Annotated in this window: 27 protein-coding genes and 1 other RNA gene; 14 read left to right on the top strand and 14 right to left on the bottom strand. The window is 62.4% G+C overall.

Going from position 1 to position 25,182, the window contains the following annotated elements; genetic code table 11:
- Window positions 1–257 precede the first annotated feature (257 nt).
- Window positions 258–707, top strand: a complete 450-nt coding sequence (locus GH665_RS16360; RefSeq protein ID WP_246216300.1) for a mobile mystery protein A — start codon at window positions 258–260, stop codon at window positions 705–707.
- The gene (locus GH665_RS16365; RefSeq protein ID WP_153136723.1) at window positions 698–1,294 is read left to right on the top strand and encodes a mobile mystery protein B; all 597 of its coding nucleotides are present in this window, start codon (window positions 698–700) and stop codon (window positions 1,292–1,294) included. The genes GH665_RS16360 and GH665_RS16365 overlap by 10 nt, the downstream gene beginning before the upstream one ends.
- 89 nt (window positions 1,295–1,383) lie before the next feature.
- Here the strand turns inward: GH665_RS16365 and GH665_RS16370 are convergent, their stop codons facing one another.
- Window positions 1,384–1,800, bottom strand: coding sequence for a DoxX family protein (locus GH665_RS16370; RefSeq protein WP_153136724.1), 417 nt, complete (start codon window positions 1,798–1,800; stop codon window positions 1,384–1,386).
- 138 nt (window positions 1,801–1,938) lie between these two features.
- Window positions 1,939–3,399 (bottom strand): cobyric acid synthase, encoded by a 1,461-nt coding sequence (locus GH665_RS16375; protein WP_246216301.1) that lies wholly within the window; start codon window positions 3,397–3,399, stop codon window positions 1,939–1,941.
- A gap of 162 nt (window positions 3,400–3,561) precedes the next feature.
- Here GH665_RS16375 and cobU point away from each other — a divergent pair, with 162 nt between their 5' ends.
- From cobU to GH665_RS16395, 4 genes are read left to right on the top strand one after another with little or no spacing between them, the layout of a single operon-like run.
- Window positions 3,562–4,116 (top strand): bifunctional adenosylcobinamide kinase/adenosylcobinamide-phosphate guanylyltransferase, encoded by a 555-nt coding sequence (gene cobU / locus GH665_RS16380; RefSeq protein ID WP_153136725.1) that lies wholly within the window; start codon window positions 3,562–3,564, stop codon window positions 4,114–4,116.
- On the top strand, window positions 4,116–5,051 hold the full coding sequence (gene cbiB, locus GH665_RS16385) for an adenosylcobinamide-phosphate synthase CbiB (RefSeq protein WP_153136726.1): 936 nt from the start codon (window positions 4,116–4,118) through the stop codon (window positions 5,049–5,051). The genes cobU and cbiB overlap by 1 nt, the downstream gene beginning before the upstream one ends.
- Window positions 5,044–6,081 carry a threonine-phosphate decarboxylase CobD gene (gene cobD, locus GH665_RS16390; protein WP_246216226.1) on the top strand — a complete coding sequence of 346 codons (1,038 nt, stop codon included), beginning with the start codon at window positions 5,044–5,046 and terminating at the stop codon, window positions 6,079–6,081. The genes cbiB and cobD overlap by 8 nt, the downstream gene beginning before the upstream one ends.
- The gene (locus tag GH665_RS16395; RefSeq protein WP_153136728.1) at window positions 6,078–6,989 is read left to right on the top strand and encodes a cobalamin-binding protein; all 912 of its coding nucleotides are present in this window, start codon (window positions 6,078–6,080) and stop codon (window positions 6,987–6,989) included. The genes cobD and GH665_RS16395 overlap by 4 nt, the downstream gene beginning before the upstream one ends.
- 36 nt (window positions 6,990–7,025) lie before the next feature.
- Here GH665_RS16395 and GH665_RS16400 read toward each other — a convergent pair whose 3' ends face one another.
- From GH665_RS16400 to GH665_RS16430, 7 genes are all read right to left on the bottom strand, one after another.
- Window positions 7,026–8,441, bottom strand: coding sequence for a Fic family protein (locus GH665_RS16400; protein WP_153136729.1), 1,416 nt, complete (start codon window positions 8,439–8,441; stop codon window positions 7,026–7,028).
- 203 nt (window positions 8,442–8,644) lie between these two features.
- A complete protein-coding gene (cobC, locus tag GH665_RS16405; RefSeq protein ID WP_153136730.1) occupies window positions 8,645–9,235 on the bottom strand; it encodes an alpha-ribazole phosphatase in 591 nt (196 codons plus the stop codon).
- Window positions 9,220–9,996, bottom strand: coding sequence for an adenosylcobinamide-GDP ribazoletransferase (locus GH665_RS16410; protein ID WP_153136731.1), 777 nt, complete (start codon window positions 9,994–9,996; stop codon window positions 9,220–9,222). Before GH665_RS16410 ends, cobC begins: the two co-directional genes overlap by 16 nt.
- A gap of 63 nt (window positions 9,997–10,059) precedes the next feature.
- Complete coding sequence (gene cobT, locus GH665_RS16415; RefSeq protein WP_153136732.1) at window positions 10,060–11,121, bottom strand: nicotinate-nucleotide--dimethylbenzimidazole phosphoribosyltransferase; 1,062 nt, start codon at window positions 11,119–11,121, stop codon at window positions 10,060–10,062.
- 39 nt (window positions 11,122–11,160) lie between these two features.
- Window positions 11,161–12,000, bottom strand: coding sequence for an ABC transporter ATP-binding protein (locus GH665_RS16420; RefSeq protein WP_153136733.1), 840 nt, complete (start codon window positions 11,998–12,000; stop codon window positions 11,161–11,163).
- Window positions 11,997–13,052, bottom strand: coding sequence for a FecCD family ABC transporter permease (locus tag GH665_RS16425; RefSeq protein ID WP_153136734.1), 1,056 nt, complete (start codon window positions 13,050–13,052; stop codon window positions 11,997–11,999). The genes GH665_RS16420 and GH665_RS16425 overlap by 4 nt, the downstream gene beginning before the upstream one ends.
- 27 nt (window positions 13,053–13,079) lie before the next feature.
- Window positions 13,080–13,253: a hypothetical protein gene (locus GH665_RS16430; RefSeq protein ID WP_153136735.1), complete on the bottom strand. Its 174-nt coding sequence runs from the start codon at window positions 13,251–13,253 to the stop codon at window positions 13,080–13,082.
- 838 nt (window positions 13,254–14,091) lie between these two features.
- On the opposite strand from GH665_RS16430, the gene GH665_RS16435 reads away from it, so the two are divergent.
- From GH665_RS16435 to GH665_RS16455, 5 genes are all read left to right on the top strand, one after another.
- Window positions 14,092–14,448, top strand: a complete 357-nt coding sequence (locus GH665_RS16435; protein ID WP_028200474.1) for an ATPase — start codon at window positions 14,092–14,094, stop codon at window positions 14,446–14,448.
- Entirely contained in the window at window positions 14,445–14,759 is a 315-nt protein-coding gene (locus tag GH665_RS16440; protein ID WP_091796442.1) for a cell division protein ZapA, read from the top strand. The genes GH665_RS16435 and GH665_RS16440 overlap by 4 nt, the downstream gene beginning before the upstream one ends.
- 110 nt (window positions 14,760–14,869) lie before the next feature.
- Window positions 14,870–15,051, top strand: a non-coding RNA gene (gene ssrS, locus GH665_RS16445) — 6S RNA.
- Between the two features lie 95 nt (window positions 15,052–15,146).
- Window positions 15,147–15,605 (top strand): EVE domain-containing protein, encoded by a 459-nt coding sequence (locus GH665_RS16450; protein WP_153136736.1) that lies wholly within the window; start codon window positions 15,147–15,149, stop codon window positions 15,603–15,605.
- A gap of 206 nt (window positions 15,606–15,811) precedes the next feature.
- Complete coding sequence (locus tag GH665_RS16455) at window positions 15,812–16,543, top strand: SIMPL domain-containing protein (protein WP_153136737.1); 732 nt, start codon at window positions 15,812–15,814, stop codon at window positions 16,541–16,543.
- A gap of 117 nt (window positions 16,544–16,660) precedes the next feature.
- Here the strand turns inward: GH665_RS16455 and lgt are convergent, their stop codons facing one another.
- Both lgt and GH665_RS16465 read right to left on the bottom strand, forming a co-directional pair.
- Window positions 16,661–17,566 (bottom strand): prolipoprotein diacylglyceryl transferase, encoded by a 906-nt coding sequence (gene lgt, locus GH665_RS16460; protein ID WP_153136738.1) that lies wholly within the window; start codon window positions 17,564–17,566, stop codon window positions 16,661–16,663.
- A gap of 132 nt (window positions 17,567–17,698) precedes the next feature.
- Entirely contained in the window at window positions 17,699–18,694 is a 996-nt protein-coding gene (locus GH665_RS16465; protein ID WP_153136739.1) for a LysR family transcriptional regulator, read from the bottom strand.
- Between the two features lie 218 nt (window positions 18,695–18,912).
- Here GH665_RS16465 and ilvD point away from each other — a divergent pair, with 218 nt between their 5' ends.
- Together ilvD and GH665_RS16475 are read left to right on the top strand one after the other, a co-directional pair.
- Entirely contained in the window at window positions 18,913–20,586 is a 1,674-nt protein-coding gene (gene ilvD, locus GH665_RS16470) for a dihydroxy-acid dehydratase (protein ID WP_153136740.1), read from the top strand.
- A 192-nt stretch (window positions 20,587–20,778) separates the two neighbouring features.
- On the top strand, window positions 20,779–21,120 hold the full coding sequence (locus GH665_RS16475; RefSeq protein WP_153136741.1) for a c-type cytochrome: 342 nt from the start codon (window positions 20,779–20,781) through the stop codon (window positions 21,118–21,120).
- 108 nt (window positions 21,121–21,228) lie between these two features.
- On the opposite strand, the gene GH665_RS16480 is transcribed toward GH665_RS16475, so the two are convergent.
- The 3 genes from GH665_RS16480 to GH665_RS16490 all read right to left on the bottom strand — a co-directional run bounded on the left by GH665_RS16480 (window position 21,229) and on the right by GH665_RS16490 (window position 23,947).
- Window positions 21,229–21,858, bottom strand: a complete 630-nt coding sequence (locus tag GH665_RS16480) for a DUF2486 family protein (protein WP_153136742.1) — start codon at window positions 21,856–21,858, stop codon at window positions 21,229–21,231.
- 93 nt (window positions 21,859–21,951) lie between these two features.
- Window positions 21,952–22,368: a DNA polymerase III subunit chi gene (locus GH665_RS16485; RefSeq protein ID WP_153136743.1), complete on the bottom strand. Its 417-nt coding sequence runs from the start codon at window positions 22,366–22,368 to the stop codon at window positions 21,952–21,954.
- Between the two features lie 52 nt (window positions 22,369–22,420).
- The gene (locus GH665_RS16490; RefSeq protein ID WP_153136744.1) at window positions 22,421–23,947 is read right to left on the bottom strand and encodes a leucyl aminopeptidase; all 1,527 of its coding nucleotides are present in this window, start codon (window positions 23,945–23,947) and stop codon (window positions 22,421–22,423) included.
- A 137-nt stretch (window positions 23,948–24,084) separates the two neighbouring features.
- Here GH665_RS16490 and lptF point away from each other — a divergent pair, with 137 nt between their 5' ends.
- A complete protein-coding gene (gene lptF, locus GH665_RS16495; protein ID WP_153136745.1) occupies window positions 24,085–25,182 on the top strand; it encodes an LPS export ABC transporter permease LptF in 1,098 nt (365 codons plus the stop codon).

Genomic DNA, 25,182 nt, shown 5'->3' on the forward strand with positions numbered 1-25,182 from the left:
TGCGGCGCAAGCAAATCCGAGCTATTTGCTTCCTCAAAACGAAGCAAATACATGATAATTGATGCTGCATAGTGAAGCACATCGGCATTTATGCATCCCTATGATGAAGCATATTAGCCTGTTCTGAGTCACTATAGCGACGCGCCATAAGCTTATTAGCTTCGATCTGGTGAAGCAAAAATTTGCTATTTGCTTCACTATAGGATATTATTTTTTGTATTTTTGATAGCCTATAGGCCAGCAAAATGGATTCCAGAATGAGGCAGCTCCGGCTTGAGCAGGTCCAGGCGTCGGTCGCAACGTACTCGGATTTGACCAACCGTCGCCCCCCGCCGCGTGGATGGCTAAAGGCCATCCGAGAGTCCTTGGGGCTCACCGAGCGACAGCAAGCCGATAGATTAGGCATTACCGGTTCGACCCTGCACAAGTCGGAGTTGGCGGAAGCAGAGGAGCGAATCACGCTCGGACAACTGCGCAAGTTGGCTGACGGGCTGGACTGCGAGCTGGTCTATGCTCTGGTGCCCAGAAAGCCGCTGACTCAAGTGGTCGAAGACCGGGCGCACTCAATCGCCCTGCAGGAAGTGAGTGGAGTTGCGCACACTATGAGTCTGGAAGACCAACGTCCGGCAACTGACCGACTTCGCAAACAGGTTGAGCAGAGAGCGGCTGAACTACTCCGCGGCCGCTGGTCCGACCTATGGCGATAGCCTCAGACGAACAGGACGGCCAGACACCGCTCGACCCTAACGAGCTTGCGGGGCTGATACCGACACACCTGACCACCAAGAGCGACCTGAATGACTGGGAGCAGGAGAATATCCTGCAAGCCGCGCAATGGGCTCGCCGTCAACGCAAGGTCGATGTCCTCAGTGAAAAGTTCTGTCGCAACCTTCACAAGAAAATGTTCGACCAGACCTGGTCGTGGGCAGGCACGTTCCGCAAGTCCGACAAGAACATCGGATGTGACTGGACGCAGGTCAGCGTCAAACTGAGAAACCTTTTCGATAACACGCGGTGGTGGGGCGACAACGGCTCATTCCCTCCGGATGAGATTGCCGCACGATTTCACCGCGAGCTGGTATGGATTCATCCCTTTCCAAACGGCAACGGTCGACACTCACGAATGATGGCTGATGCGCTCTTGCGCAGCATGAAACAAGAGCCATTTTCGTGGGGCGGCGACGGAACACTGGTAAAAGCGGATAACGCCCGGTCGGATTATTTAACCGCCTTGCGCGCGGCGGATAAAGGTGACTACAGTTTGCTCCTGGTCTTCGTGCGAAGTACTGCTTAGCCGTCGCACGGACAAGAAGGACGTCAAGCCATTTGTGACAGGCCACAGAGCTTGCTTACGCCACCCACCAGCGCCACCGTGCAAAAGATTCAGGCGGCCACGGCGCGCGGCGCCTTCGCACCGCTCAACGCGAGCGCACCGTCGCCGAGCAGCGACTGCACCACCAGGGTCACCGCCCAGAAAGCCGGATATTCCCAGCCACCATGCGGCGACGCGAATCCCCAGCCGTTATGCAAGTGCTGCGACATCGCGCCGAGCATGAACGGCAACAGCACGAGCGCGACCCAGCGGACCTGCACGCCGAGCAGCAGCGCGATACCGCCGATCAGTTCGACGAACGCCGTCACATAACCGAGCCAGCCCGGCAAGCCCAGCGAAACAAAAAACTGCGCCGTTCCCGGCAACGTAAAGACAAAAATCTTCTGCAAGCTATGCGCGAGATACAGGACGCCCAAGGCCAGACGAAGGAGCAAAGCGGCCAGATCGGCGGAGCGGTTCGAGTTCATGACGAGTCCTTTACGAGAGACGGCCCGCGGCGGGCGTCGACGTCAAGACTGTATTCGAACCAAATGGGGCGAAAAACCGCCTCCCAGACTTTGATTATTTCCCAATGGGATTTAATCATCCCATCCGCATGCGCGTCGTCACCCAATCGCCGCAAAAAGCTTCGACAAATCGAGATGCTCGGCAAGCGTGTCGGCGAGGCGGTCCAGCGAAGCCTCGCGCAACGCCGGGTAGTCGATTTTCTCGGCGTCGCTCAAGCCCGCCCACGCGAGCAGTGCGGCGCATGCGGCCGGCGTGTCGAACAGGCCGTGCACATAGGTAGCGAGGATTTGACCATCTGCCGAAATCGCGCCGTCGGGATGAGCGTGTTGCGCGGCACCCAATTGCAGCGCGGGAGAATTCAGCGCCGGACCTTGCGTCTCGCCCATGTGAATCTCGTAGCCGGCGACCTCGGGTGAACCGGGTAAAGCAAGACGTCCTGTCACGTTCTTAAGCGTTTTCTCGCGCGTCAGCACGGTCGAGTAATCGAGCCAGCCGAGCCCCGCGCTCGTCCCGGGCGCGCCCTCTACGCCATGCGGATCGGCCACTTCGCGTCCAAGCATCTGCATACCGCCGCAAATTCCGATGACGCGGCCGCCGTAGCGCAAATGCCGCTGCAGCACCGCGTCCCAGCCTTGCGCACGCAGAAAAGCCAGATCGCCCGGCACATTCTTCGAGCCCGGCAAGATGATCAGATCGGCAGGCGGAGGCGGCGTGCCGCTTCGCACATAGTGGAAATCAACCTGCGGATGTGCGCGCAGCGCGTCGAAATCGGTGTGGTTGCTGATGTGCGGCAGCACCGGCACAACCACCCGCAACGTCCGGCCCGTATCGCTGTTTTGCGCCGCGCGCAGTTCGGGTGGCAGCATGTCTTCGGCATCGAGCGTCAGACCGTGCAGGTAGGGCACCACGCCGAGCACCGGTTTGCCGGTTTTCGCCTCGAGCCAGTCGAGCCCGGGTTTAAGCAAACTAATGTCGCCGCGAAAGCGGTTGATGATGAAGCCACGCACACGCGCCTGCTCGCTTTCCGACAGACACGCGAGCGTACCGGTCAAATGCGCGAATACGCCGCCCCGGTCGATATCGGCCACCAGCACAACCGGACAATCGACCGCTTCGGCAAAACCCATATTGGCGATATCGCGATCGCGCAGATTGATCTCGGCGGGACTCCCCGCTCCTTCGACAAAGATCGTGTCGTACGACGCTTGCAGACGCGCATACGACTCCAGCACGGCCTCGAAGGCGACCGGCTTGTAGTCGTGATAGGCGCGCGCATCGAGATTCATGCGCGCCTTGCCGTGGATGATCACTTGCGCGCCACGGTCGCTGGTCGGCTTGAGCAGCACGGGGTTCAGATCGGTGTGCGCGGCAATGCCCGCGGCCACCGCCTGCAAGGCCTGCGCACGGCCGATCTCGCCGCCGTCGACCGTCACCGCGCTATTGAGCGCCATGTTCTGCGGCTTGAAGGGCGCGACCCGCACGCCGGCGCGGCGCGCCAGCCGGCACAACCCCGCGACGAGCGTGCTCTTGCCCGCATCGGAGGTGGTGCCCTGAATCATCAGCGTGCCGCGCGGCACGGGTACGGGGTCATGCGGGGTCATGCGGGTCGAAATGGCGGTCACGGAAGCTCAGGTCCAGCGATGAATAGCAGTGAATGCAGGCAACGAACGCGGCATTATCCCATCGTGCCGGCGCGCACTGCACGCCGGTACAATCACGCGATGATTTCCCGCGACCTCACCTTCGTTCTCGGCGGCGCCCGTTCGGGCAAGAGCGTGCACGCCGAACAACTGGCGACCGACAGCACCCTGCCCGTCACGTACATCGCCACCGCGCGCGTGGTCGACGACGCCGAATTCAGCGCGCGCATCACGCATCATCGCGAGCGTCGTCCGGCGCATTGGGCTTTGCACGAAGCGGGCATCGATCTCGCTGGCGCCGTGTCACAAATCGATGCGCCCGGCCACTGTATTCTGATCGACTGCCTGACGCTGTGGCTCGCCAACCTGCTGTGCCCACCCGACGGCAACGGCGTGCCGGTCGATCAATATCAAGCGCACTTTGCTGCACTGGAAGCGGCGCTCATCAACGCTAAAGGGAAGATCATCGTGGTCAGCAATGAAATCGGGCTGGGCGTGGTGCCGCTCGGCGCGGCAACGCGCCTCTATGTCGACGAACTCGGGCGGCTCAATCAGCGCATCGCCGCGTTGAGCACCCACGTCACGATGATGGTCGCGGGCTTGCCGCTCAGCTTGAAAACCGCGGGCAGCGCGTGATGCTGTCGCTTCCTCTGCTCGTTGCGCTGGCAACGGCGGGCGTCGCCGTCGACCGTTGGCTCGGCGAGCCGCGCACCGCGCATCCGCTGGTCGGCTTCGGCAAATGGGCGATGCGCCTCGAAAAGCGCTACAACACCGGCCGGCGCCTGCGCCTCAAAGGCTTGCTCGCGTGGTCGCTGGCGGTCATGCCGCCGGTGTTGATCGCCTGGATGCTGGTCTCCGTGCTGCCGTTTTTTGCGGCCTGCGCGGTCCATGTGGTGTTGCTGTGGTTCGCGCTCGGCGCACGCAGTCTGCACGATCACATCGCGCCGATCGCCCAAGCCCTGACGCAACGCGATCTGGCACAGGCGCGGTTGCTGACCGCGCGCATCGTCTCGCGCGACACAACTCATGCCGACGAAGCGGCACTCGCGCGCGCCGCCGTCGAATCGGCACTTGAGAACGGCAACGACGCAATCTTCGGCGCGCTGTTCTGGTTCGCAATCGCAGGCGGCCCGGGCGCTTTGGGGTTTCGTCTCGCCAATACGCTCGACGCCATGTGGGGCTACCGCACGTCGCGCTATTTGCGCTTCGGCTGGGCCGCGGCGCGCATCGACGACGTGCTCAACTGGATTCCCGCGCGCCTCACCGCGGCAAGCTACGCGTTGCTCGGCGACACACGCACCGCGTTGCATTGCTGGCGCGAGCAGGCGCCGCGCTGGGACAGTCCGAATGCCGGGCCGGTCATGGCGTCCGGCGCGGGCAGCCTGAACGTATTGATCGGCGGACCCGCGGTCTATCACGGCGCACTTGAACACAGACCCACGCTGGGTTTCGGCCACCCCGCCAAGGCCAGCCATGTCACCGCCGCGTTGATGCTGGTTGAACGCACGGTCATTCTCTGGCTGGCGGTGCTGATCGTGCTGGCTTTGCTGAGTGTGCCCTTTCATGCCTGATCGAATGGCTGCTTATAAAAGCGATACCGGCACCCCGCTCAATGCCGTGGTCCACGGCGGCAATCTGCATGAAGCGGCACAGCGTTACGGCATTCCTTACGCGCAATGGCTCGACCTGTCGACGGGTATCAATCCGCACGGCTATCCGGTGCCTCCGGTTCCCGCCGACGCCTGGCGCCGCCTGCCCGACGAAGGCGACGGCTTTGCCGCGTGTGCCGCGCGTTACTACGGCGCGCCCGATGCCGCGCATGTGCTGCCCGTGGCAGGAAGCCAGGCGGCGATTCGCGCGCTGCCCTCGTTACTGCCATGTGCCCGGGTTGGCATTGCGCCGCTCACTTACAGCGAATACGCACCCGCCTTCGAGCGAGCCGGACACCAGATCGTGCCGCTGGATGTATCCTGGGACACCTTGCCCGAGCCGCTCACCCATGTGGTGGTCGTGAATCCAAACAATCCGACGGCTGAACATCTGAGCGCCGGCAAGCTGCTGCACTGGCATGCACAACTCCGCACGCGCGGCGGCACGTTGCTAATCGACGAGGCCTTCGCCGATACGATGCCTTCGGCGTCGCTCGCAGCAAGCACCCATCATGATGGGCTGATCGTGTTACGTTCGCCGGGAAAATTCTTCGGGCTCGCCGGTGTGCGCGCGGGTTTCGTCCTCGGCGCACCAGCTTTGCTCGACGCATTGCGCCACAGGCTCGGGGCGTGGACCGTTAGCGGTCCAGCTCGGCACGCTGTCAAAGCCGCGTTTGAAGACCCGGCGTGGCAGCAACAGATGCGCACACGGCTAGATACCGAAAGCGCCCGTCTGGTGAGTCTGTTGCATGCACAGGGTTTCGCTACACGGAGCACGCCCCTTTTCGCGTGGACCGATGACGCGCACGCCGCGGCACTGCATGAAGCATTAGCGCAACGTGGCGTGTGGTCACGCCTCTTCACGGCGAAGGGCAGCGTGCGCTTCGGGTTGCCCGCAAGCGAAGCCGAATGGATGCGTTTCGAAGAAAGTTTGCGCGAGGCGGTTCGATGATTCCATGCCTGCGTTTCTCCATCGCCACGGCGCTTGTCGCGATCGCCCTGCACGCGCACGCCGCCATCACCGTTACCGACGACACCGGCGCAACGGTCACCCTGTCCGCGCCCGCGCAGCGCGTCATCAGTCTCGCGCCGCATGTCACCGAGTTACTGTATGCCGCCGGCGGTGGTTCAAAACTGGTCGGCGCAGTGTCCTATAGCGACTATCCGCCTGAGGCGAAGCAGTTGCCGCGCGTCGGCGATAACAAGGCGCTCGACCTCGAACGGATCATCGCGTTGAAGCCCGATCTGATTGTCGTATGGCGGCATGGCAACGCGCAGCGCCAGCTCGATCGCCTGCGTGAAATGCATGTGCCGTTGTTCTTCAGCGAGCCGCATCATCTCGACGACGTTGCCGTGTCGCTGATCAAGCTCGGGCAATTGCTCGGCACGTCGCCGGCCGCCAATGCAGCCGCAGCGGCATACCGTCAGGACATCGCGCGCTTGCGCACGCAATATGCCGGCCGCCCGCGTGTCAGCGTGTTCTACCAGGTTTGGGATCAACCGTTGATGACGCTCAACGGCGAACACATGATCAGCGACGTGATCGCGTTATGCGGCGGCAACAATGTGTTTGCGAAACTCGAGCCGCTGGTGCCGACCGTTTCGACTGAAGCGGTGCTCGCGGCGAATCCAGAAGCGATCTTCACTGCTGCGCCCGGCGCGACCAGGCCGGATGCCCCCTTGCCGCAGCTCGACACATGGCGTGCATGGCCGAATCTGAAGGCAGTGGCAAACAACAATCTGTTCGCGATCGACGGCGATCTGATCAACCGGCCGGCGCCGCGTATCGCGCAAGGGGCGAAGCAGATGTGCGAAGACCTCGAACTGGCGCGCTCGCGGAGGAAGAGCGGCGCGCAGTGATGTCGCGGAGAAAGTCGTGTCGCGAGATGTACCCGGTTAGTACGAGACCGCGTCAGTCCGCTTGAACGGCCAGCGCTCGAATTCGGAAAGCCGCAATCGATAGCGCGCGACATTGCCGAGATAGAGTTGATCGAGATCAGACTGGATCGCGTCGACGAACAGAGAGATATCCGCCGCGTCCATCCGGCCCTGTGCGAGCGTTTCGATCTCGCCACGCGTGCCGGCAAGGCCGCCGCGAATCACCTCCTGCACTACCTCGATCAACGCATTGCGATACTTGAGCCGGAACGCGTCCGGCTCACCGATCGATTGTCGAATCGCGAGATAACGTTGACAGGAGCGCTCGTACGCCCAGATAAAAACATCGCGCAACAGCTCGACACGATTGCCTTCGTACACGCCGAGCGTGCCGTCCACGTAGGCCTTTTCGGGAACGTCGATGAACGACAGCGGACACAGATTCTTCCGGACGAGCGGGATATTCGCAGTCAGACGCGAGACCCGTTTGTTGACATCTTCGAACGGCTGCAGATACGGCAGGTGCACCATGCCGAAGAAAGCCTGCTCGAAGGGGTCTTCGATCTGGGCGGCCTTGTCTAACACTGCCTCGAAACACTCCGCGATCTGCTGAGGCACCGCAAGCGGAAAAAATACCGTGCCGCTGATCTCCACTTCGCGCGCGCGCAAACGGCCGCTCGCGAACGGGTCGGACATCAGGTTGTCCGAGAGAATCGCATGCAGGTTCAGGACGGTGAATCGATTGAAGCCCACTTCGTCCGCGCTCTCGACGATCATTTCGATCGCGGCCTTATGATTCAGGATCATCTGCGTTTCCTGAGCGCCCTTGCCTTCCGCGATGTGCCCTTGCTCGATTAACCGTACGGTATCGAGCCGCGTATAGGTATTGCCCTCCAGCCGCGACGAAGCCCATGACAAATCGATCAGAAGCCTGCTCATGATGCCGCGCGCGTATGTACCCGCCGGACGCACGTCCGCCGATGTGCGCCCCCATTCGTGCAGGCGTGCACGCTGCGCTTGCGACAAATACGCGTCCTGGTTTGGACGATAGCGTTCGAGAAACGCGCGGTTATAACCAACCGGCCGGCGTTCGTGCAGCGGCCTGTTCACTTCTGCGCGCACCTCGAGACCCGCACTCGACACGGGTATGTAAGCCTCGCCGGCAGTGCTTGTGCCGCTGACGATCGGAGCCGGGAACACTGCCGCGCTGGGGGCGGAAACCTGCTTATAGGCGACGGCGCGGCCGGCGCCTTCCGAAACGATCCGGCCAGCTTCGAGCAATGCGTCGAGACGACGTTGCAGCGTGCGACGCGGCATGGGATGGCGGCGCACGGCAAGCGCGGTGGCAAGCGCACGAATACTCTGGCCCTCAGCGCTTGCGGCGATGAGTTGCTCGATCAGATCCAGTTCCTGTTTGATGCCATTGCTGTTCATGCGCGCCACCCTTGAGCCTATGTGACGCGATAAGTCATAATCGCGCCACTTTTTCTTGTAATTGTGGCACAAATCGAGATAATCGCGCCACTTTTAATTCACAAAGTGGCGCAATTTAGGCTTTCCGCGACAAATTTCCCCTAAAAATGTCACGATTAAAGTGGAGGCTGTCGCAATTCAGGAGCAAGAGCGAACGCCCGCTTTCAGGCATTCCACCGCACCAACGACCACTGTTGCGCACCCTCGTCCCTGCGCAGCCAGACAATCCCTGTCATCTCCAGCGACCAGCGCAGACAGCGCTCCAGCGGCACGTCCAGCGCCAGCGAAGCGATCGCCCGCATAACGCCGGCATGCGTGACCACGTAGGCCGGCGACAGCTCGCGTGTCTGCGCGAACGCGTCGAACCACGCCCGCACTCGCGCGACGAATTGCGCAACGCTCTCGCCGCCATGCGCACGCGCATGTTCGAAGTTGGCCGCCCAGTCGTCGAGCAACGCACGATCGATCGCGTCCCAGCGACGCTGCTCCCAATCGCCGAAGTTCATTTCCTGCAGACGATCATCATGGCTGAGCGCACAACCGAAATCGTTCGCCATGGCGGCGGCGAGCGCCGAGCAACGCATCAGCGGACTCGATATGAACACCCGTGGCGCCGGCACTTGCAGCGTGGCGAGTTTCAACGCAAGCGCGGTTGACGAAACTTCCACATCTTCGGCAAGCGCGATGTCGCTTTGGCCGTAGCAAACACCCGCGTCGAGCGCGACGGCGGGATGACGGATCAGGACGATATCCATGCAAGCCCCAGCAGATAGATGCTCAGCTCAAGAATCTGTTGTGCGAAGCCCAGACAGTCGCCGGTATAGCCGCCGATCCGCCTGACGAAATAACGCCCCATGACAAACCGCAGCCCCGCGAGCACGACGATTGCCGCGCCGGCAAAACGCCAATCCGGCAGACCGGGCCCGTTCGGCCAGAGCAACAACGGCAAACCGAATACCGCTGCGCAGAGCAACGCGGACCCGCTCAAACGTTGTGCGACCGGTTTGGCTTTGCCTTCGGCGCGCACGTAGTCGAGCGTGGCCAGATAGCTGATGGCAAACACACGGCTCGCCGCATGCGCGGCAATCATCAGACTCGCGGCGCGTACCGGCGGCAGTGCGGTGAGCGTTTGCCATTTCAGTGCTAGCGCGATCACGAGCGCGATGGCGCCGAAAGCACCGATGCGCGAATCATGCATGATGCGCAACACGTCCTCGCGCGTATAGGCGCCCCCGAACGCATCGGCGCAATCAGCGAGTCCGTCCTCATGAAACGCGCCGGTGACGAGAAGCGACGCAGCCATCGACAGCAGCACCGCCACGCCTGCGGGAAAGACCTGCAAGGCCGCGAGATAAACCAGCGCGCTCAATCCGCCGATCAACAAACCGACCAGCGGAAAATAACGCGCCGCCGCATTCAGATAATGTGGCTCATAGCCAACCCAGCGCGGCACCGGCACGCGCGTGAAATAGCCGAGCGCCGTGAAGAAATAGCGCAGTTCCGCAAGCGGGTTCATGAGCGAACCGGACGCGCGCTTCTATACGAAGGCGCTTCGTACGGTGGCGCTTTATGCAATGTGTCAAGCATCGCGATTCGCAACCCCGGCCGATTCGAAGCTCGCCATTTCGTTGACGAACGCCACCGCCGCCCGCAGCAGCGGCACCGCGAGCACCGCCCCCGTGCCTTCGCCGAGACGCATATCGAGCGAAAGCAATGGCAACGCGCCGAAATGATCGAGCATGCGCCGGTGCCCCGCCTCGTTCGACGCATGCGCGAACACACAATACTCGCGTACCTTCGGTGCGAACGCATCGGCTGCCAGCAATGCCGACGTCGCAATGAAACCGTCGACGAGGATTGTCATACGCGCCTGCGCGGCGGCGAGGTATGCGCCTGTCATCATGGCGATTTCGAAGCCGCCGAAGGTGGCGAGCACGTCGAGCGGATCGTTGGAAACGGCATGATGCGCGAGTGCCGAAGCCAGTACGTTGCGTTTTTTCGCCAGCCCGGCATTGTCCAGACCCGTGCCGCGTCCAACGCATTCGTCGATCGGCACGCCGCATAGGCGGCTCATCAGACAAGCGGCCGACGACGTATTCGCAATGCCCATCTCGCCGAAGCCGATCACATTGGTGCCGAGCGCCAGATGATGCCGCACCCGCGCCGCGCCCGCCTGCATCGCGGCCAGCGCCTGTTCGCGCGTCATCGCGGGTTCATGCGCGAAGTTGCGCGTGCCGGGCGCGACCGGGATATCGATAAGACCGTCAGTGGACGGCAGCGGCGTAGCAATACCTGAGTTGACCACTTCGAGCTCGACGCCGCAAACGCGGCTCAAGGCATTGATCGCCGCGCCACCGGCCAGAAAGTTGGCGACCATTTGCGCGGTCACTGCTTGCGGATAAGGACTCACGCCCTCCTGCGCAATGCCGTGGTCGCCGGCGAACACGATCATCGCCGGGCGTTCGACCGTGGGATGCGTCGTACGCTGGATCAGCCCCAACTGGCGTGCGAGTGTCTCGAGCCGTCCAAGACTGCCGGGCGGCTTGGTCTTGGTATCGATAATGTGTTGCAGTTCGGCACGCAGCGTTTGATCGAGCGGTTCGACATCGGTCAATCCCGGCACAGCTGATAAAAAAGTCATAGACGTTTCAAACAGAAAGAGTGTGTTTTTATAAAGCGCTTAGCCTGCTGATATGTCATCAGCCGCAAGCGATTCGTGACCTGAGCGCGGCGCGGGAATCAGCGCCTCATGCTCGCCGTCGCGAATCAGAATCAAGGGATAGCCGAACGCCCGGCTCGTCAGCGTGGGCGTCAGCACGTCGTGAACCGGTCCGGCATACGCGCCGCCATTGCCGTCGAGCAGCAGCGCATGTGTCGCGAAGCGCCGCGCGAGATTCAAGTCATGACACGAAAACATCACTGTACGCCGAGGCTTGCGCGTCCAGGCGGTCAGCGCTTCCAGACAATCGATCTGGTGGTGCAGATCCAGATGCGAGAGCGGTTCGTCGAGCAGCAACAACGGTGCCTCCTGGCACAACACGGCTGCCAGCGCGACGCGTTGCCGTTCGCCACCCGAGAGGGAGAGCACGTCGCGCGCAGCAAATGCGGCGAGGCCCAACCCATCGAGCGCGGCATGCGCGGCAGCACGATCGGCCTCGCTTTCCCACCCCCAGCCCGTCAGATGCGGAAAGCGGTTCAGCATCACGATGTCGAGCACGCTCGCGCTGAAAGCATCCGCTGCGCTTTGCGGCATCAGCGCGCGACGCTGCGCGAGCGGCAACGGCTGCCAGTCGGCGAGACGCACGCCGTCGAGTTTGACATGGCCCGCCGACGGCTGCGCCAGACCGGCGAGCGTGGAGAGCAAGCTTGTCTTGCCCGCACCGTTCGGCCCGGCAATGCACCAGATCTCGCCGGCGTAGAACGTGTGCGTGAACGCGTCGAGCAAGGTGCGCATGCCCGCGCGCAAGGTCAGGCGTTGCGCGCTGAGCGCCACATCGGGGAGGTCGTGCGGATTCATCATCGGCGCCTGCGCAGCAGCATCCAAAGAAACACCGGCACACCGACGATCGATGTGATCACGCCGACCGGCAATTGCGCCGGCGCAATCACGGTACGCGCGATCAGATCCGCTCCCATCACCGCGACACCGCCACCGAGCGCCGCGGCCGGCAACAGCATGCGCTGGTCGTTGCCGAACGCGAGCCGCAACATATGCGGTACGACAAGGCCGACAAAACCGATGGTGCCCGCCGTCGTCACTGCGGCGGCAGCCGCGAGCGACGCCACCAGATAGACACGCAAGCGCAGCGGCATCACGGCGACGCCGAGTGTCTGCGCAGCGGCGTCACCCCGCAGCAGTACATTCAGCCGCGGCGCCGCGGGGACGATCGCCACCAGCACGACGGCCAGCGCAACAAGCGCCACCCACGGCATCGCGCCGCCGTTCAGATCGCCGGTCAGCCAGAACAACATACCGCGCAGCCGATTATCCGGCGCGAGGTTGAGCAGCAAGGTAAGGACGGCGCCCCAACCCGCCGCGATCACCGCGCCGGTCAGCAGCAAACGCGGCGACGTATCCTGCGGCTCGCCCCGCCACAACTCACGGCGTGCAAGCCCGAGCACCAGCAGGATCGACACGAGCGCGCCGGCGAACGCGCTGGCGTCGACGATCCACCACGCGCAGCCGGCGATCATCGCGACCAGCGCGAATGTGGCCGCCCCGCCCGACACACCCAATACATAGGGCTCGGCCAAGGGGTTGCGCAACAGCACTTGCAGCAGCGCACCGGCCAGCGCCAGCAGCGCGCCGCACGCGAAGCCGGCCAACGCGCGCGGCAAACGCAGCGTGCGCACGATCTCGCCGGCAAGATCGGCGGACTCGACATGCGTCACATGCGACGGCAGCAGCGCCGCCAACACGCGCGCGGGTGCAAGCGACACACTGCCGAGCGCGAGCGACGCCATCAGCACAGCCAGCGCAATTCCCGCGAGCGCGAACCAGATCGCGGCCGCGCGCTTCGCGTTCATCACGCGCATCGTGTTTGTGGGCATCGGACTCGAGCCGCGGTTCATCGAGGCGTTCTCATGCCAGTACCTTCTTCACTGCTGCCACCCAACCGTGAGATACGCACCGCGCCGCAGCGAGGTATACGAGTAGGCTGTTTCATAGTCCTTGTTCAACAGGTTCCGGATCCGCGCGGCGACGTAGCAGACCTTCGTGATGTTGGCGTAGCGCGTCTGCATCTCTCCGTCTTGCGCGCATGACAGATCCACGCTCCTTCGATCCGCTGCAGGTTCACACAACTACCGCTCCCCGGCAGGTGAATGCCGGACAAGACTTGCGGGTAGTCGATCGGATTCGAATAGCTTGCAGTCGCCTTCCAACGCCGGGTGACGTCGAAGCCGTAGCCGAGATAGTAACTGCTCACGCAGCCAAAACCGGAATACTGGCCGCGCCATGGACTAGGCCGAATCTGGCCGGCCTGAAAGGGCACACGGCACGCTTTGCCGTAGCTGCCGTTGCCGTGGCGCTCGTATTCCTCGCTCGTATTCCTTTTACGGTTGAGCTTGTGACGCAGCGAAATCAGGCCGTTTTCGTTCGGCTTAGCGTTGGGTGATGGGGCCATTTTTCCGCGTTTGAGCGGGGACGTCCCTCGCCTTCCGTCCGATCTCCGGACTGGCAACACGTCGATCCCGCCTTCCCACGCGTGGCGCGCAGTGGCACACTCGCGTGTTCAGCTTCAAACACACGATCAGGATCGACCGGCATGGCGAACGCAATCGCTTGCCGTTGCCGGAGTCTGCGCAGGTTCGCGCGTGCACGCGAGGCGCACGCCGGGCTTCCCGTTTAGCCGCGTGCACTGCGAAAAAAACGCGCGCGGGCGCCAAAGTGCGGCCAGTTTAGGAGCGGCCTCCGGGTCCGTCAAGAATGGTCAATCCATGCGCAATCTGTTCCGTTATGTGCAGGTTATTGTCCGATGCGTGGGCTGCTTTTCATCATATGGTCGATAAATGCCTGCATAAAGCGATGTTGTTACGTCTCGAAACGAGACAATTGTCGGAACCTGCGACATTCCGCGCTAAAATGCAATGTCTTTAGAGGACGCAGCAGATGCTCACCGAACTCGAAACACTTTCACAGAATATCGGCAAGCTGATCGCGATCAGCCAACGCCACAACGAAGCGCGGCTCGCGCTCGAGAATCAGCTCGCCCAAACGCGTGCCGAAGCAGAGGCCACGCGCACTGAACTCGCGTTAATGCGCGAGGAGCGCGATGCACTGCAGGCGGAACGCGACGCGCTGTCGGCAAAGATCGACGACGCACAGGTACGCCTGAATGCGATCCTCGAAAAGCTGCCGCGCGCCCGCGCGCATAGCGAGCCGGATAATCAGCTCGATCTGCTCGATACCGCGCCGCAAGAGCTTGAAGCGGAGAGCGACGTCACCCGCCACGGAGAAAATGCATGACCACCAAGCAGATCGAAGTATCGATTCTCGGCGTGCCCTATCGCCTCGCCTGCTCGCCTGAAACTGAAGGCGCGCTGCTTGAAGCGGTCGCACGCGTCGACGCCGAGATGTCGAAGATCCGCAATAACAGCAACGTGCGCGGCACCGATCGCATTGCCGTCATGGCTGCGCTGTCGCTGGCATCGGAACTGCTTAGGCTGCAATCGAGCGTGCGACACGGAGAAGCATTTCCCGCAGAAGAAATCCGGCGTACAATGCATCAAATGAACGAACAACTGGGTACTGTGATTCAGCAGTACAGCATGCAGTAAGTGCCTAGCAGTATCGAACAATTTCAAGTAGCCGGTCCTGAGATCGGCTGCGAATTCAAGCACAATGCATGAGCCAAGACTCACGCAAGTGATTGAGTTCAATCGGTTTGACTTCCCTGCCTGGTTCGCCAAGGTCATATATTCCTTGAACCAATGCCATGTGCACGGTTGTGGAAATTTGTAGCACGGGTGTGCGCGTCACTCTGTCTGATGTACCCGAAGTGCTGCTAACTGCGACCAATTCTGAACCCCCGGTTCAGGATGCCGGCCTAGCGGCTAAGGCGGGGACCTTATTCAAAACGGCATCGGACTTCGGTTCGGTGCCGTTTTTCTTTGGGTCTCGCTTTTTCTTCTGTATTCTCAAACCTTTAACGCTCACTTCGATTCATGCGCTACTGGCTAATGAAGTCCGAACCGGACGAAGCAAGCATCGACCATCTCGCAGAGGCCCCGCAGCACACGTTGCCGTGGACCGGCGTGCGCAACTATCAGGCGCGCAACTTCATGCGCGACATGATGCAGGTCGGCGACGGTGTGCTGTTCTATCACTCGAGCTGCCCTGAGCCGGGCATCGCCGGGATCGCGGAGGTATCGTCCACCGCGTATCCGGACCCAACCCAGTTCGACAAAAAGAGCCCCTACTACGACCCGAAGTCGTCGCAGGAAACACCGCGCTGGCTGCTCGTCGATGTAGTGTTCAAGAAAAAGATTCCATTGATTCCGCTTGCCGCACTGCGCGAGCATGAGGAATTGAAGGACATGCGTGTGCTCGCCAGAGGCAACCGTCTGTCGATCACGCCGGTGACCGAGGCCGAATGGCGCTTCATCACCAAGCGTCTTGTTTGACGTTGCATACTCACCTCGCGTCCGTGGTCGCTTGAGCCCTGCGCAAATCCTGTGCATATCCACGCACGCTCGAAAGCAAGTGTGAGCAAACGTCAAATTAGGGAACCAAGCTCAGGTTACAGGCGCCTAACGGACTCGCAAACGTTGTGCCAACGCACAGCGTTCGCTCAATTCGTGCACAACCTGTTCAAGCAAGGAGTCCAAAAATGACGAAAAACACCGCACGTGCACTCGCTCTCGCTCTCGTTTGCGCCGCCCCTGTCGCGCTTGCGCTGACGCCGGCCATGGCCCGCGCGCAGAGTGTGACGCAGTATCAGCCCGCAGGTGTGCTGTCGCTGAATGCACAGGCAAGCGCGGAAGTACCGCAAGACGTCGTAGATATCACGTTGTTCTACGAGCAGGAAGCGAACGACCCGTCCGCGCTCACCGCCACACTGAATCAGCGTGCCGATGCGGCGCTGCAAAAGGCCAAAGGCGTGAGCGGTGTAACCGCGCGTACCGGTTCCTTCTCGATCTATCCGTCCACCGATCGTGACGGCCGTATTTCCGCATGGCGCGGCCGTACCGAAGTGGTGCTCGAATCGCACGACTTCGCTTCGGCGTCGAAACTCGCGGGCCAGATGGCATCGATCATGCAAGTGGGCAACGTGCAGTTCTCGCTGTCGCCTGAAGCCCAGCGCGCCGCCGAGCAGAAGCTCACCGGTGAAGCCATCAAGTCGTTCCGCGAGCAAGCCACTTCGTCGGCACAGGCATTCGGTTACAGCGGCTATTCGATTCGTGAAGTCAACGTCGGGCATAACGGCGTTATGCCGCGTCCCATGATGATGATGAGCGCACGCGCCATGAGCGCCGATGCGAAGGCATCCGCGCCGGTACCGATCGAAGGCGGCACGTCGACGGTGACGGTCAATGTGTCGGGCTCGGTGCAGATGAAGTAACGCGATTGACGCCTGACGTACCGCAACGTACGGCAGTAAAGCAAAAAGCCACGGCATGCCGTGGCTTTTTTCATTGACCGACCACTACGATAAAACGTAGCGATCAGTTCACCGCACTCAATTCGCGCCGACCGCCGGCGCCGATTGACGCCGTGCACGGCGATAGGACCACACCAGCATGCCAATGCCCACGAGGATCATCGGCAGCGAGAGCCATTGGCCCATCGAAAGGCCCATGGCGAGCAAGCCAAGGAAGTCATCCGGCTCACGCGCGAACTCTACCGTGAAGCGCGCGAGACCATAGCCGATCAGGAAGACCGCGGAAATCGCGCCCATCGGCTTCGGTTTGCGCGAGAAGAAGATCAGTACGAAAAACAGCACCACGCCTTCGAGCGCGATCTCATACAGCTCCGACGGGTGGCGCGGCAGCATGTGATATTGCGCGAACACTTCGTTCAGATGCCATTGCGCGGCCAGTTGCGGATGCGTGGTGAGCCACGTGGCGTCGTCCGGTGCGGCGCCCGGAAACAGCATCGCCCACGGCGCCGAAGGATCGGTCACGCGGCCCCACAATTCGCCGTTGATAAAGTTGCCGAGGCGCCCTGCCGCGAGCCCGGTGGGTACCATCGGCGCGACGAAATCGGTGACCTGCAGCCACGAACGTTTGCGTTGATACGCGAACAGCACCATGGCCAGCGTCACGCCGAGAAAGCCGCCGTGAAACGACATGCCGCCTTCCCACACCTTGAAGATGTCGAGCGGATGCGCGAAGTAAAAGCTCGCCTTATAGAACAGCACGTAGCCGAGCCGGCCGCCGAAAATCGTCCCGAGCACGCCGTAAAACAGCATGTCGTCGATATCCTTGGCGGTCCAGCCTTGCGCGGCGACGTACGGCAAACGCAGCCGCAACCGGCCAACGACGATCGCTGCGATAAACGCAACGAGGTACATCAGTCCATACCAGCGCACAGCGAGCGGCCCCAGATGAATGGCAACGGGGTCGAAATTCGGGTGAATAAGCATCGTGTTGTTATGGGCAGTTCGGGTTCAGAAGCGGATTTCTAATCGGTTTTCAAGTGGCTGCAAGCGTTTGCACACCGTGCGGCGCATACGTTGGACGGTTCGGTTTGCAATGCGTTCGCGGCTGCTTCAGGCCTAAGCACGGGGCGCCGCGAACTGCGCCTCGACGGTGGCCGCATGGGCTCGCACGATCTCGATGAAGCCCGCCAATACCGGACTCACCTCCGCCGTGCGCCAGACCAGGCCCGTCTCGATCGCCGGCACCGATTCCGCGAGCGGCCGGTACACGACGCCCGTGCGGCGCAGGTTACGCAAGGATTGCGGCACCAATGCGACGCCCATTCCGGCTGACACAAGGCTCACGATCGTCTGCATCTGGATCGCCTCCTGGCCAACCCGCGGTGCAAGACCCGCCACGCCGTAGCAATCCATAATGATGTCATAAAAGCCTGGCGCCAAACGTCTTGGGAAGATCACCAGCGGCTCGTCGGCGACATCGCGCAGGCTGATCGGCGTGTCCAGCCATTCGGCGCACGGGTCGGCATGCGGGTAGGCGTCGGACTCCGCGGCAGCGCTCACGCGCGTCGCCGTTTCCGTCGACATTGCGATCACCAGCGGTTCGCGGGCGATCGGCAGCCACGAGAGCTGGGTGGCATGACGCGGCGGCAGCGGCGCGATCACGAGGCCCGCGTCGATGCGCCCGGCCACCAGTTCGTCGACCTGCACGTCGCTGGTGGCTTCGGTCAATTCGAGGCGCACCCGTGGATGGCGGGCGCCGAAATCGCGCAGCAGCAACGGCAGCAGCCCATAGTCGGCCGTGGAGACGAAGGCCAGCGACAGCACCCCCGCCTCGCCTCGCGCAAGGCTTTGCGCCAGCGGCCGCAGCCCCTCGGCGCCGGCCAGCAGGCGCTGAACTTCAGGCAACAGGTCGGCGCCCACCGGGGTGAGTTCGACCGAGCGCTTGGTGCGCGCGAACAACTCGACACCCAGCGTCTCCTCCAGCGCCCGAATCGCCTGCGACAACGGCGGCTGCGTCATGGAAAGGCGTACGGCCGCTCGCCCGAAGTGTTTTTCTTCGGCGACGGTCACGAAATAGCGCAACTGGCGCAGGTCAGGTATCGCGGGCAGCATAATTAATACATTTTACGACCTAATGAAGCCCGAATAATATACTGGACACGCGCTTTGCAAAACTGCATCCTTGCGCGACGCGTCGGCACTAAACTGAACTGACGCGCCGACCAGAAACCCGGCGGCAGCACCCAGGCAGCGTAGGCTCAACCCCTGCGGCACCCGCCCGAGCCCCGAACACGCAGCACAGATCAAAACAAAACAGACTGGAGTTCCCCATGGCATACAACCGTCGTTCGAAGAACATCACGCAAGGCGTGGCGCGCTCCCCGAACCGCTCGATGTACTACGCACTCGGCTATCAGAAGGACGACTTCGACAAGCCGATGATCGGCATCGCCAATGGCCACTCGACCATCACGCCATGCAACGCCGGCCTGCAGCGTCTGGCCGACGCGGCAGTCGCCGCAGTCAAGGGTGCCGACGCGAATCCACAGATCTTCGGCACGCCGACGATCTCGGACGGCATGTCGATGGGCACCGAAGGCATGAAGTACTCGCTGGTGTCGCGCGAAGTGATTGCCGACTGCATCGAGACGTGCGTGCAGGGGCAATGGATGGACGGCGTGGTCGTGATCGGCGGCTGCGACAAGAACATGCCCGGCGGCATGATCGGCATGTTGCGCACCAACGTGCCGAGCATCTACGTGTATGGCGGCACGATCCGTCCGGGCAACTGGAAGGGCACCGACCTGACCATCGTGTCGTCGTTCGAAGCGGTGGGCGAATTCACCGCCGGCCGGATGTCGCAGGAAGATTTTGAAGGGATCGAGAAGAACGCGTGCCCGTCCACGGGTTCGTGCGGCGGCATGTACACCGCCAACACGATGAGCTCGTCGTTCGAAGCGCTGGGCATGTCGCTGCTGTATTCGTCGACGATGGCCAACCCCGACCAGGAAAAGGTCGACTCGGCAGCCGAATCGGCGCGCGTGCTGGTCGAAGCGGTCAGGAAGGACCTGAAGCCGCGCGACATCGTCACGAAGAAGTCGATCGAAAACGCCGTGGCCGTGCTGATGGCAACGGGCGGCTCGACCAACGCGGTACTGCACTTCCTCGCCATCGCGCATGCGGCCGAAGTGGAATGGACCATCGAAGACTTCGAGCGCATGCGCAAGAAAGTGCCGGTGATCTGCAACCTGAAGCCGTCGGGCCAGTTCGTCGCGACGGATCTGCATAAGGCGGGCGGCATTCCGCAAGTCATGAAGATTCTGCTCGACGCAGGTCTGCTGCACGGCGATTGCCTCACGATCACCGGCAGGACGATCGCCGAAGAACTGAAGGACGTGCCGGGCAAGCCGCGTGCCGATCAGCAGGTGATCCTCCCGATCGACCAGGCGCTGTACAAGGAAGGCCACCTCGCCATCCTCAAGGGCAATCTGGCCGTTGACGGCGCAGTCGCCAAGATCACCGGCCTGAAGAACCCTGTCATTACCGGCCCAGCCCGCGTATTCGACGACGAGCAAAGCGCACTGGAAGCCATTCTGGCCGACAAAATCGTCGCCGGCGACGTGGTCGTCCTGCGCTACCTAGGGCCGAAGGGCGGCCCCGGCATGCCGGAAATGCTCGCACCGACCTCGGCGATCATCGGCAAGGGGCTCGGCGAAAGCGTCGGCCTGATTACCGACGGCCGCTTCTCAGGCGGCACGTGGGGCATGGTGGTCGGTCACGTTGCGCCGGAAGCCTTCGTGGGCGGCACGATCGCGTTCGTGCAGGAAGGCGACTCGATCACGATCGACGCGCACAAGCTGCTGCTGCAACTGAACATCGACGATGCCGAACTGGAACGCCGCCGCGCCGTCTGGCAACAGCCGAAGCCACGTTACACGCGGGGCGTGATGGCGAAGTACTCCGCGCTGGCGCTGCCGGCCAACAAGGGGGCGGTGACGGGCTAAGCGCGCGTCGGGCACGCGTGGATTCGCCTCGGTTGGCCGGGCGAATCGGGAGCCTCCTCGCCTCTGCCTAAGCGGTCTGAGTTGCGAAATAAGTTACGAAAAAGCGCAAAGGGGCGCACGGAAAACCGTGCGCCCCTTTCCTTTTATAATGCCTGCACCACAAGTCGGGCACCTGCACCGACGGAGACCAGAATGAAATCAATGTCGTTTGCGGCGCTTGCAGCAGCCGGCGTGCTGGGCGCTATGTTAAGCGTCGGCATTCCTGCGGCGCATGCGGAGGCCTCCGCCGGTCTCGCGCTTGCCCAGCAGCAGAATTGCATGAGTTGCCACTCGGTGTCGCGTCCGGTTATGGGACCGGCGCTGCATGACGTCGCCGCGAAGTATGCCGGCCGCGAAGATGCCGCCACCTATCTGAAGCGCAAGATTCTGGATGGCAGCACGGGAGTGTGGGGCCCGGTGCCCATGCCCGCCAACACGCAACTCACGCCCGATCAGGCGGCTACGCTGGCGAGCTGGGTGATGACGCTTAAATGATTGACGCCTGATTGACGCCTGATTGACGGCCTGAAGGCGCAAATGATCGCGGCCCGGTGAGCGCAGCGAGCGCGCCCGGATAAAGGAGCGCCTCGCCCTCTGCCATGTTCAGGCGCTGCCCGAGCGCCGCGCGAGTTCCTGATCGACTGCTTCCTTGACCCAGCCGGTCATTTCGGTTTCCAGAGCCAGCGCTACTTCGCGCGTGATCTGGTTGACCAGCCATGTCGTGTGATCCTGCAGAGCATCGCGGCAGCGTGCTTCGACAATGCTACGCCCCTCGCCCGCCAGAAAACTCGTGAACCGTCCGCGCAGACGTTCGGCGATGACATCCGCATCGAGATTCGGTTGCGGCTGCGCGGGTGCCTCGTGAGCGATATCCGGCGGCACGATCGCACCCGCCTCGATCGGCGCGTGCGGCTCGGCCCGATCGAATACACCCGCTGACGGCGCAACGGCGGCCTCATGCTCATCGTCGTGTCCGTGCTGGCGATCGGCGGCGTGAGCGTGGTGCGTCCTCGAGCGTTTTCTCGGATGAGCGTGTTCTGCTGGATACGCGTGTTCCGACGCAAGCGCCGGTTCAGGCTCGGGCGCCGGTTCCCGCGTGGCCGCAGGATCAGGCACCGGCTGCCTCGCCGGGGCCGCTGCGCCGCCGGGCGCATAACGCGCCTCGGCAGGCCTGCCCTGCACGAGAATCTCGTGCAGAACCGGGATAGAACTATCGTCGTTAGGATCGGACACGCGCGCTCTCCGTGTTTGAGTCCAAGCTGCAGCATGCCGCGCACGCGTCGGAGCCACACGACGGAACACCATACGACCCGCGCGGAACGAGGCCTAGCTGCCTTGCTTGTAGTTGTTCAAAGCATAGCCGCGATCGCGATAGAAACGATAGCGTTCGCGGCCCGCTGCGAGCTCGTTGTGTGCGTTACCGACCACTTCCAGCAATCTTTCAAAGCGCGCGAATTGCGCCGGCACCGCGGCGCCGAGATTGAGCAGCACCTGATGGTGCGGCACATTATCGAGGTTCGATGTCAGCACAATGGGTGTTTGCGCGGCGAGCGGCGTGCCCGCCACGCAGTGCGGCACGAAATCGAGAGGCGAGAAGGTCCACAACTGCTCGTCGAAGGCCCGCAGGCGCTCCGGCTCGGCCAGCACGATGGTAGGCTGGCCCGCCTGATACGCCTTGCGGATCAGGCGGCACGCATACAGCAGCGAATCGCCGACGTTCGAGTGAAAATCGATTCTCGTCATCGGCGGCTCCGCTTGGCGTCTGCAACGACGCCCGCAACTTTACTGCAATGCGTCATTGTGCGCCGCGACCGTCGGCGGCCCTATCGATCAGGAACTGCGCGAGCAACGGCACCGGACGACCAGTCGCTCCCTTCGCCGCGCCGCTCTTCCATGCGGTGCCGGCGATGTCCAGGTGCGCCCACGGGTACGTTTCAGTGAAACGCGACAGGAAGCACGCTGCCGTCACGCTGCCCGCCGGACGGCCGCCGATGTTCGCGAGGTCCGCGAAGTTCGACTTGAGCTGATCCTGATACTCGTCGTCGAGCGGCATGCGCCAGGCCGGGTCGGACGCTTCACGCGATGCGTCGAGCAGCTCACCCGCCAGCGCGTCGTCTTTCGAGAACAGGCCGCTGTTGTGGTGACCCAACGCGATGATGCAGGCACCCGTGAGCGTGGCGATGTCGATCACCGCCGCCGGCTTGAAGCGCTCGGCGTAGGTCAGCGCGTCGCACAGGATCAGCCGGCCTTCGGCGTCCGTGTTCAGCACTTCGATCGTCAGGCCCTTCATGCTGGTAACGATGTCGCCCGGCTTGGTGGCGGTGGCCGACGGCATGTTTTCGACCGCCGGGATAATCCCGACCACGTTGATTTTCAGGCCCATTTCGGCGACGGCGCGCAACGTGCCCAGCACCGAACCGGCGCCGCACATGTCGTACTTCATCTCGTCCATGCCTTCGCCCGGTTTGAGCGAAATGCCGCCGGTGTCGAACGTGACGCCCTTGCCGACCAGCACAACCGGCGCGGCTTTCGCGGCGCCGCCGTGGTACTGCAGCACGATGAACTGGGCGGGTTCGACCGAGCCGGCCGTGACCGACAGGAACGAGCCCATCTTGAGCGCTTCACACTGCTTCTCGCCGAGCACTTCGACCTTCAGTTTCCAGTCTTTGGCGAGTTTTTTCGCCGTGCTGGCGAGGTAGGTCGGCGTGCAGACGTTGCTCGGCAGATTGCCGAGGTCGCGCGTCAGATCCATGCCGTTGGCGAGTGCAGCGCCTTGCTTGGCCGCGAGCTTGGCGGCCTTCTCGTCGCCGGTGTTGACGCTGAACACGATGCGCTTCAGGGCGCGCGCGGCGTTGTCCGGCTTGCTCTTCATCTGCGTGAACTTGTAGGTCAGCTCGCGCAGTGCGAGGATCGCGGCGCGTACGCCCCAATCGGCCGAGCGCTCGAGGATCGGCAGTTGAGCGAGCGTAAAGGTGACCTGGACGATCTTGGTGCCCAGCAGTGCGCGCCAGGCGGCCCGCACGGCTTCGCCGTAGGCTTTCTGACTGAAAGCATCCTGTTTGCCAAGCCCGACGAGCAGCACGCGCGAAGCGCCGATGCCCGAAACTTCGTGCAGGAACAGGGTAGTGCCGGCTTTGCCGTCCATGTCGCCGGCTTTGATGATGCGGGTCAGGAGGCCCTTAGTGGCCGCATCGATCTCCAGTGCAGCGCCCGAGAGCGTTTGCGACTCGAACACGCCGATTACGATGCAATCGGATTTCCCGGTCAGGAAACCGTTTGACGAGCCTTTGGTCCAATCACAGGCTTTTATGCTAAAGTCCATCGCGCTTGTCCTCGGATAAAATCTGAGCTTAGGATGAAAGCCGCAATTATCCGCTATTTTTCCCGCGGCGGCTGCACCGGAGGCGTGACGGGAACCAACCCGTGCGTCACTGAGAGCGCCCCCTCCCATCATCAATAATGATCTTCGAACGCTCCCTCCAGCGCGAACTCGCGTATACGGCTGGTGCCGTGTTCATGGTTCTCCTCACGCTCGTGCTGACGACGATGATGATCCGCATCGTCGGCCTCGCGGCCTCGGGCGAGATCGATCCGCGCGACGTGCTGGTCCTGATCGGCCTGACCGTGATCGGCTACCTGGCCATCATGCTCGTCGCGACCCTGTTCGTGTCGATCCTGTTCGTCCTGACCCGCTGGTACAAAGACTCCGAGATGGTGGTCTGGCTCGCCTCGGGTGTCAGTCTGACCCGTTTCATCAAGCCAATCGGCATTTTTGCCACGCCGATCATCATTCTCATCATGTTCTTCGTGTTCGTCGGCTGGCCGTGGTCGAACCAGCAGAGCAAGCTGCTGCGCGCGCGCTTCCAGCAGCGCGACGAAGTCTCGCTGCTGGCGCCGGGCCAGTTCCGCGAATCGGCTGCCAGCCACCGGGTGTTTTTCATCGAAAAGATGTCGCCCGACCAGGCACGCGTCGAGAACGTATTTGTGACGAGCACGGAAAACGGCAAGGTCAACGTGGTCGTGTCGAAAACCGGCCACACTGAAACGCACAAGAACGGCGACCGCTTCGTCGTGCTGGAAAATGGCCGCCGCTATGACGGCGAACCGGGCCACCCCGATTTCCGCATCATGGAGTTCGAGCGCTATGGCGTGAAGATCCAGAGCCAGCCGGTCGTCAATACGCCGACCACGACCGGTTTGCCCACGCTCACACTGCTGCGCAACCCGACCAACGAAAACCTCGCCGAGTTCGCCTGGCGCGCGGGCCTGCCGCTGATCGCAATCAACCTGATGCTGCTGGCGATTCCGCTCGCGCATCAGAACCCGCGGCGCAGCCGCACCATCAACCTGGTGATGGCGGTCCTGATCTATTTGACGTATTCGAATCTGCTCAACGTGGTCCAGGCGTGGATCGAGCAAGGCAGGATGTCGTTCGCGGTTGGACTGGTGGCGTTGCACATCATCGTGGCGGCGATTGTCGTGTTCATCTTCTGGCTGCGCGTGCGCAACCGGCCGCTATTCACGCGGGCGATGTTCCGCCGTTCGCAGGGGGCCTGA

Origin of the sequence: Paraburkholderia agricolaris, from assembly GCF_009455635.1 — a bacterium.
In the GTDB taxonomy this organism is placed as follows: domain Bacteria; phylum Pseudomonadota; class Gammaproteobacteria; order Burkholderiales; family Burkholderiaceae; genus Paraburkholderia; species Paraburkholderia agricolaris.